Below are 4,660 nucleotides of genomic sequence, written 5' to 3'. Positions count from 1 at the left end.
CGTCCATCTGCGCAGCACCGGTGATCATGTTTTTAACATAGTCGGCGTGGCCCGGGCAGTCTACGTGCGCGTAGTGGCGAGTCGGGGTGTCATATTCAACGTGAGAAGTGTTGATGGTGATACCACGTGCTTTTTCTTCCGGCGCGTTATCGATCTGATCGAATGCGCGAGCAGCACCGCCGTAGGTTTTAGCCAGAACGGTAGTGATTGCAGCGGTCAGCGTTGTTTTACCATGGTCAACGTGGCCGATAGTACCGACGTTAACGTGCGGTTTAGTACGTTCAAATTTTTCTTTAGACATCGATTGTCCCTCTAAGACACGGATAAATCGGTGATATCACCACATCAACCAGGCAATATACCTGAGCTGTTGAATGCTTTTAAAAGTAAACAGAGAGAAACGGGAAGGAGAAGTGAAGTGGTGCTGATACCCAGAGTCGAACTGGGGACCTCACCCTTACCAAGGGTGCGCTCTACCAACTGAGCCATATCAGCACGTCTGGAGCGGGCAGCGGGAATCGAACCCGCATCATCAGCTTGGAAGGCTGAGGTAATAGCCATTATACGATGCCCGCATCCTGAAACTCGGCTACCCAGTTCTTTCTGTAACAAAAAGAGATTTCTCTCTTTTATGTTTGAGCTGATTAAATTTTTTAACCAACTCAGGCGGCGATAACGCTGCCAGAAAGTGGTGGTGGGGGAAGGATTCGAACCTTCGAAGTCTGTGACGGCAGATTTACAGTCTGCTCCCTTTGGCCGCTCGGGAACCCCACCGGACTTGATGGTGCCGACTACCGGAATCGAACTGGTGACCTACTGATTACAAGTCAGTTGCTCTACCTACTGAGCTAAGTCGGCATCAAGTAGCGCGCATTTTATGGATACCTGCGTGCTCATGCAACTAAAAAATTGCATAAAATGTTCTTCCGCTCACATTTTGCACTATACGTCCGATAAATAATCTATTTCTTGTCTGGATTGCACAAATTTCCAACGCTGGGCCTTATAACCGGAGAGGGTTTCGCTCCGTTATTCACGTTCGGACAGAGAGAAAGCACATCTTTATACATCTGGAATACTCGTCACAATGCTTTTCAGGGGACGATTTTTTCTTATTATTCCCCCTCATCTGGTGTTACCCTCCTGCCCATTGTCCAAATTAACTGAAATGTGCGTGCCATTGCGTGCCGGGGATGATTTCGTTTTTTATCACTGACCTGATATAGCAATGACAGCCAGACCATGCGTATGAGTATAAAAGAGCAAGCGTTAACGTCGCCTTACCTACAGTTTGATCGCAACCAGTGGGCTGCGCTTCGTGATTCAGTGCCGATGACCCTGACCGAGGAAGAGATTGCTCGTCTGAAAGGCATTAACGAAGACTTATCGCTGGAAGAAGTTGCTGAGATTTATTTGCCTCTATCGCGTTTGCTAAATTTTTACATCAGTTCAAACCTGCGACGCCAGGCTGTTCTGGAGCAATTTTTAGGCACAAACGGCCAGCGTATTCCTTATATCATTAGTATTGCAGGCAGTGTTGCAGTTGGTAAAAGCACAACCGCGCGCGTTTTGCAGGCACTGCTGAGCCGCTGGCCAGAGCACCGCAAAGTTGAGCTGATTACGACCGATGGTTTCCTTCACCCAAACCAGGTGTTGAAAGAACGCGGGCTCATGAAGAAGAAAGGCTTCCCCCAGTCTTATGATATGCACCGTCTGGTAAAATTTGTTTCCGACCTGAAGTCAGGCGTCCCTAACGTCACCGCACCGGTCTATTCACATCTGATCTATGACGTGATCCCTGATGGCGACAAAACGGTTGCCCAGCCGGATATATTGATTCTCGAAGGGTTAAATGTATTACAAAGCGGAATGGACTACCCCCACGACCCGCATCATGTATTTGTTTCTGACTTCGTCGATTTTTCTATTTACGTTGATGCGCCAGAGGAATTACTCCAGACGTGGTACATCAATCGATTCCTGAAATTCCGTGAAGGGGCATTTACCAATCCTGACTCTTATTTCCATAACTACGCGAAATTGTCCGAGGATGAGGCTATCAATACAGCAATGTCGCTCTGGAAAGAGATTAACTGGTTGAATTTAAAACAAAACATACTACCTACGCGTGAGCGAGCCAGTTTAATCATGACCAAGAGCGCCAATCATGCCGTTGAGCAAGTCAGGTTAAGAAAATAAATAAAAAAAGGGGAGCCGATGCTCCCCTTCTTATTATTCGGCACTTCTGAGCGATATTTCTCCGCCCATCCATGGCGTTATCTTGCCATTCTGTTCGAGCAATAGTGCACCTTGTGCATCTATTCCTCGCGAGATACCAAATATTTCTTTATCGCCAATAATGAGTTTAACTGGGCGGTTGATAAAGTTATCAAGTACCTTCCAGCGTGATAAATAAGGCACCAACCCCTCTTGCTCAAACAGTATCAGCGCAGCACGAAGCTCGCGAATCAGCCGGGCCGCAAGCGTATTACGGTCAATGTTTATGCCTGCTTCCTGTAAGTTAATCCACCCCTGATTAACCACATTCTCTTCTACCCGGCGCATAGACATGTTAATTCCGGCACCAATAACGATCTGCGCGGCATCACCCGTCTTTCCGGTGAGCTCAACCAGAATGCCGGCCAGTTTTCGATCGAGCAGGTAGAGATCATTAGGCCATTTCACACGGACTTTATCCGCCCCCAGATCGCGTAAAACCTCAGCCATGACGATACCAATGACCAGACTCAGACCAATCGCCGCTGCCGGGCCCTGCTCCAGGCGCCAGAACATAGAGAGATACAGGTTAGCACCAAATGGCGAGAACCATTTACGCCCACGTCGGCCACGACCAGCCTGCTGATACTCCGCTACGCAGGCATCTCCGGATGTCAGTTGCCCAATTCGATCCAGCAGATACTGGTTGGTTGAATCAATTACGGGCAGAACGGTGATGTTTCCGCCGTCCAGCTGAGAATGAATAACGGATGAGTCTAGTAGCTGGATGGGCTCTGGTAAGCTGTAGCCTTTACCTGGAACAGTAAATACATCAACGCCCCAGTCGCGTAGCGTCTGGATGTGTTTGTTAATCGCTGCACGACTCATTCCCAGTTTTTCACCGAGTTGCTCACCTGAATGGAATTCGCCATCAGCCAATAATGAGATGAGCGTCAGGGGGACGGTATTATCCTTCATGCGATGATCTCCACAGCATTCACTTCACCCTGCGGGCCCATAAATCTAACCTCTGGCTCAAGCCAGACATTAAACTTCTCCCCCACTTTATGTCGTACATGATGTGCAAGTTGCACGACATCCTGGCTCGTCGCATTACCCGCATTGATCAGTACCAGTGCCTGTTGTTGATGTACTGCTGCGCCACCAATACGCATGCCTTTGAGCTGACACTGATCGATAAGCCAGCCAGCGGCCAGCTTCACTGAGCCATCGGCCTGGGGATAGTGAGGTGCGGTCGGGAATTGTGACAGGAGTTCCTGCGCAATATCTGCGGTGACAACCGGGTTTTTAAAGAAGCTTCCCGCATTACCGTTCACTTTTGGATCGGGCAGCTTTGTTGTTCGCATGTGGCAGACGGAATCAAACACCTGATGAGGTGTGACCGTTGCAGGATCCAGACGCGTCAAATCGCCGTATGTCAGTACGGGCTGCCACTGTTTAGACAAACGCAGACCGACGGCTACAATCGCGACGCGATCCTGATACTCATGCTTAAAGATACTGTCACGATACCCGAAGCGACATTCCGCAGCACTTACACGCAGATGCTTACCGGTCGCCAGTTCAATACAGTCCACATATTCGCAAACACGCTGAAGTTCCACACCATAAGCACCAATGTTCTGGATTGGCGATGAGCCAACACAGCCGGGAATAAGCGCCAGGTTTTCCAGCCCGGGCATGCCAAGCTGCAATGTATGCTGTACCAGATGATGCCAGTTCTCACCAGCCCCAACGTGTAGATACCACGCGTCAGGCTTCTCTGTAACCTCTATACCTTTGATACGGTTTACGATCACCGTGCCATGGAAATTATCGAGGAACAGGACGTTACTCCCCTCACCCAGAATCAGTACTGGATGATGTGATGCATTGGCTGATTGCCAGGCATTCAATAATTGTTGCTCATTTTCGGCGCAGACAAGTTCGTTAGCTTGCTGATCGATGCCGAAGGTATTCCAGGCTTTAAGGGAGTGATTCATAGACGCTTTCCTGATGCAAAATCGCGCTTAGTTTACCGCATATGCCGCAGGATGGCTTGTTTTATGGAAGCGTGGGGGGTTGCTTTGTGCCCGATGGTGCCGCGATGTGCCTGATACGCTGCGCTTATCAGGCCTACCTTGTGGTGCCGTTGTAGGCCGGATAAGGCGATACGCCGCATCCGGCAAAATGCCGACGGGAATGCCTGATGCGCTGCGCTTATCAGGCCTACAACATACATTCAGTCCGGTGCATCCGGCGGTTTTCACCCGCACAGACGCAAAAAAGCCCGTCCGTCAGGATGGGCTTCTTCACTTATTTGATGCCTGGCAGTTCCCTACTCTCGCATGGGGAGACCCCACACTACCATCGGCGCTACGGCGTTTCACTTCTGAGTTCGGCATGGGGTCAGGTGGGACCACCGCGCTACAGCCGCCAGGCA

Annotated in this window: 4 protein-coding genes, 4 tRNA genes, 1 rRNA gene and 1 pseudogene; 2 read left to right on the top strand and 8 right to left on the bottom strand. The window is 49.9% G+C overall.

The window, feature by feature from the left end:
• From NNO02_RS22580 to NNO02_RS22560, 5 genes are all read right to left on the bottom strand, one after another.
• Positions 1–301, bottom strand: a 301-nt coding sequence (locus tag NNO02_RS22580; RefSeq protein WP_000031687.1) for a GTP-binding protein, incomplete at its 3' end; no start/stop codon positions are given.
• A gap of 118 nt (positions 302–419) precedes the next feature.
• Positions 420–495: transfer RNA gene (locus tag NNO02_RS22575), tRNA-Thr, on the bottom strand.
• 5 nt (positions 496–500) lie between these two features.
• Positions 501–575: transfer RNA gene (locus NNO02_RS22570), tRNA-Gly, on the bottom strand.
• Positions 576–689: 114 nt separating this feature from the next.
• Positions 690–774: transfer RNA gene (locus NNO02_RS22565), tRNA-Tyr, on the bottom strand.
• Positions 775–782: 8 nt separating this feature from the next.
• Positions 783–858: transfer RNA gene (locus NNO02_RS22560), tRNA-Thr, on the bottom strand.
• 19 nt (positions 859–877) lie between these two features.
• Here NNO02_RS22560 and NNO02_RS22555 point away from each other — a divergent pair.
• Both NNO02_RS22555 and coaA read left to right on the top strand, forming a co-directional pair.
• Positions 878–958 (top strand): annotated as a pseudogene (locus tag NNO02_RS22555) (hypothetical protein); the annotation flags it as partial.
• A gap of 290 nt (positions 959–1,248) precedes the next feature.
• Positions 1,249–2,199, top strand: coding sequence for a type I pantothenate kinase (coaA, locus tag NNO02_RS22550; protein ID WP_271455805.1), 951 nt, complete (start codon positions 1,249–1,251; stop codon positions 2,197–2,199).
• Positions 2,200–2,232: 33 nt separating this feature from the next.
• Here the strand turns inward: coaA and birA are convergent, their stop codons facing one another.
• From birA to rrf, 3 genes are all read right to left on the bottom strand, one after another.
• The gene (gene birA, locus NNO02_RS22545) at positions 2,233–3,195 is read right to left on the bottom strand and encodes a bifunctional biotin--[acetyl-CoA-carboxylase] ligase/biotin operon repressor BirA (RefSeq protein ID WP_271442054.1); all 963 of its coding nucleotides are present in this window, start codon (positions 3,193–3,195) and stop codon (positions 2,233–2,235) included.
• Positions 3,192–4,220 (bottom strand): UDP-N-acetylmuramate dehydrogenase, encoded by a 1,029-nt coding sequence (gene murB, locus NNO02_RS22540; RefSeq protein ID WP_271455804.1) that lies wholly within the window; start codon positions 4,218–4,220, stop codon positions 3,192–3,194. Before murB ends, birA begins: the two co-directional genes overlap by 4 nt.
• A gap of 322 nt (positions 4,221–4,542) precedes the next feature.
• Positions 4,543–4,658 (bottom strand): 5S ribosomal RNA (gene rrf / locus NNO02_RS22535).
• Between the last annotated feature and the right edge of the window lie 2 nt (positions 4,659–4,660).

This window comes from Citrobacter sp. Awk 2, assembly GCF_028069815.1.
Taxonomy (GTDB): Bacteria; Pseudomonadota; Gammaproteobacteria; order Enterobacterales; family Enterobacteriaceae; genus Citrobacter.
Note: the sequence above shows the minus strand (reverse complement) of the source record. Positions and strands in the feature narration are given on the sequence as shown.

Coding starts and splice junctions, on each gene's coding strand:
- coaA (WP_271455805.1), top strand. CDS start 1,249: ATGAGTATAAAAGAGCAAGCGTTAACGTCGCCTTACCTACAGTTTGAT.
- murB (WP_271455804.1), bottom strand. CDS start 4,220: ATGAATCACTCCCTTAAAGCCTGGAATACCTTCGGCATCGATCAGCAA.
- birA (WP_271442054.1), bottom strand. CDS start 3,195: ATGAAGGATAATACCGTCCCCCTGACGCTCATCTCATTATTGGCTGAT.